We start from the raw sequence: 2956 nt of genomic DNA, 5'->3' as shown, positions 1-2956 counted from the left end.
GGAATAGCCCGGCGTCCGCCCGCCCCTGCCGGTCAGCCTGCGGCGGCCAGCGCCAGGGGCAGGGCTTCGGCGAACGCCCTGAGGTCTTCGGCGCGGCCGCAGCTCACCCGGATGCAGCGGTCGTGCGGCGCCACGAACGGCATCCGCACGAAAATGTCGCGCGCGACCAGCTCGTTCAGCACGGCGCGCGCGAAGGCACCGTCCCGGCCGCAGTCGATGGTCACGAAGTTGGTGGCCGAGGGCAGCGGCGTCAGCCCGCAGTCTGCGGCGATCCGGCCGATCTCGGCGCGCGCCGCCTGCACTTCGGCACACACATGCGCGAGCCACCCGCGATCCTCGAGCGCCGCCAGCGCGCCGGCCTGCGCGATCCGCCCGACGCCGAAATGGTTGCGCACCTTGTCGAACGCGCGGATCAGGTCGCGGGCGCCGATGGCATAGCCCACCCGCAGGCCCGCCATGCCGTAGGCTTTCGAGAAGGTGCGGAAGCGGATTACCCGCGGATCCTCGGGGTCGATCTCGGGCGCGGTGCCCTCGGGGGCCAGCTCCACATAGGCTTCGTCGAGCGCAAGCAGCGTGCCCTCGGGCAGCGCCTCGATCAGGGCGCGGACGGAGGCGGCGGGATGGTGCGACCCCATCGGATTGTCCGGATTGGCGAAATAGACGATGCGGGCGCCCACCTTCCGGGCCTCGGCCGCCAGCGCCTCGGGATCCTCGTGATCGCCGCGGTAGGGCACCTTGTGGAGGCGGCCGCCAAAGCCTGCCACATGGAAGGCGAAGGTCGGATAGGCGCCCTCCGAGGTCACGACCGGCGCGCCCTCGTCGACGAGCAGCCGAACGAGGTTGCCCAGAAGCCCGTCGATGCCCTCGCCCACCGTCACCTGATCCGGCGCCACGCCGTGATGGGCCGCAAGCGCGGTGCGCAGCGCATGGATCTCGGGATCGCCATACAGGGAAACCTCCGCGGCGGCCGCGGCCATGGCCGCCACGGCGCGGGGCGAGGGGCCGAAGAGGCTCTCGTTCGCGCCGAGGCGGGCGCGGAACGGGCGGCCGCGCGCACGCTCCTGCGTCTCGGGGCCGACGAAGGGAACGGTGGAGGGCAGGCTCTCGACGAGCGGGGTATAGCGCGGTCCGGTCATGGCGCGAGTTGAACGCCATCCCGCGCCGCCGTGCAAGAGCATGACGAAGGGGGCCGCCCGCGTCTGCCAGAGACGCGTCAGCCTCGATCACTGCCGGAGCGTGAGGAACGTGGCCGCCCACGGCTGCCGGGACCGGGCGGCGACGCAGCCGTGGATCGCTGTAATCCAAGCCTGCTGCCCGCATCTCCCGGGCGCGGCTGGACGGGGAGGAGGCGCGGCCGCCTGTCCGAGGCGGCCGGCCCATCCGGATCCCTACCCTCGGGCGTAGCGAAGCGCGCCGCGCAGGCTCGTCATCTGCAGGATGCTGACCGCCGGCGAATATTGCCCGCCGAGCGCCAGCGTTGCCTCGCGCAGCATCTCGATCCCCTCCTCCGACTTCGACGGCAGGCGTTCGGCCGGGATCGGCCGTCCCATCGTCAGGCGGAACGGCTGGCGATGCTTGTTCAGCACTTCGTGGAACAGGGTGATGTCCCGCAGCGTCGGGTGGATCAGGTCGAAGAGATAGAACAGCGTCGAGTTGCGGGCCCGGATGTTGACCGGCACCACCGGCAGGTCGAACTTCCGCGCGATCATGGCGGCGGAGGCCATCCACGGCCGCTCCATGAGCTTCAGCCCGGTCCGCTTGGCCAGCCGCCCGGAGGGGAAGATGACGCCCAGCCGCCCGGCCTCGATGGCGCGGCGCGTATAGTCCATCGTCTCGCGGGTCTTCTGCAGGCTCCGCTTCTCCTGCCGCCATTCGACCGGACAGATCAGATCCTCCATCTGCGGCAGCACACGGAGAATGTCGCGGTTGGCGTAGAAGAAGAGATCGGGCCGCAGGGGCGCGAGGATGTGATGGAGGATCACCCCGTCGGCGATGCCGGTCGGATGGTTGCAGACGACGAGCGCCGGCCCGTTGCGCGGCAGGTTCTCGAGACCCGAAGCCTCGACGTCCCGAGCGATCATCTGCGCCACGCGGCGCATGATCTCGGGCGTCGGATCGTCCTTCAGCCGCTCTCCGATCTCGACGGTGCGGTCGTAGCCCAGCACGCGGCACAGAAGCCTGCGCGAGGCTTCATGGTGGGGGCGGCCGGAGAAGAGCCAGGGTGCGCGCTCTTCGATGAGCGGATCGATTCGAGACTGCATCATGAGCGATACCAAGGGCCTCCTGCTCTCGCATGACATGAGGCCCGGTTGTCCCGGCCGGCAAGTGCCGACCTTTGCACCGCATTGCGCTCGGCAGTCATCCGCCGGTCAGAACGCCCAGTCCCGTCCAACTGTTCCCGCCCTTTCATGCGCGCCTCATCCGCCCCGCCATCTCGCCCAGATCGCGGCTGAGGCCCGGCGTGGCGAGGATGCGGTCGAGTTCGGCCAGCATCATGCCCTGCCGGTCCGCATCGTAGCGCGCCCGCGTCTCGAAGGCGGTCGACATGCGCGCCGCCGTCTGCGGGTTCAGCGGGTCGAGCCGGATCAGCCAGTCGGCCAGCAGCCGATAGCCTGCACCGGAGGCATGGTGGAAACCCGCGTGATTGGCCGAGAGCGCCCCCACGACCGACCGGAAGCGGTTGGGGTTCTTCCAGTCGAAGGCCGGATGGGCGGTCAGCCGCTCGACGGTGGCCGCGGTCTCCTCGGGCGCGGCATGGAGGATCTGGAGGGCGAACCACTTGTCCATCACCAGCCGGTCGCCCGCCCAGCGCGTCTCGAAGAGGCCGAGCTCCTCCTGCCCGCGGCCGATCTCGAGCAGGCAGGCCAGCGCGCCCACCTCCTCGGTCATGTTGTTGGCGGCGCGGAAGGCGGCCTCGGCCCGAGCCCCGCCGTCGCGGCGGGTGACGAGGCCCAGC

The 2956-nt window shown here is 70.7% G+C and carries 3 protein-coding genes; all 3 read right to left on the bottom strand.

The window, feature by feature from the left end:
- Positions 1 to 32: 32 nt before the first annotated feature.
- A complete protein-coding gene (locus A9O63_RS18445; RefSeq protein ID WP_069333225.1) occupies positions 33 to 1136 on the bottom strand; it encodes a pyridoxal phosphate-dependent aminotransferase in 1104 nt (367 codons plus the stop codon).
- Between the two features lie 252 nt (positions 1137 to 1388).
- Complete coding sequence (locus A9O63_RS18440; RefSeq protein WP_069333224.1) at positions 1389 to 2300, bottom strand: lysophospholipid acyltransferase family protein; 912 nt, start codon at positions 2298 to 2300, stop codon at positions 1389 to 1391.
- 106 nt (positions 2301 to 2406) lie between these two features.
- On the bottom strand, positions 2407 to 2956 hold a 550-nt coding region (locus A9O63_RS18435; RefSeq protein WP_141703124.1), incomplete at its 5' end, for an aminopeptidase N C-terminal domain-containing protein.

This window comes from Cereibacter johrii, assembly GCF_001720585.1.
GTDB lineage: Bacteria > Pseudomonadota > Alphaproteobacteria > Rhodobacterales > Rhodobacteraceae > Cereibacter_A > Cereibacter_A johrii.
The sequence above is the reverse complement of the archived record's forward strand: the minus strand, read 5'-3'. Positions and strand labels throughout refer to the sequence as shown.

Coding starts and splice junctions, on each gene's coding strand:
- A9O63_RS18440 (WP_069333224.1), bottom strand. CDS start 2,300: ATGTCATGCGAGAGCAGGAGGCCCTTGGTATCGCTCATGATGCAGTCT.
- A9O63_RS18445 (WP_069333225.1), bottom strand. CDS start 1,136: ATGACCGGACCGCGCTATACCCCGCTCGTCGAGAGCCTGCCCTCCACC.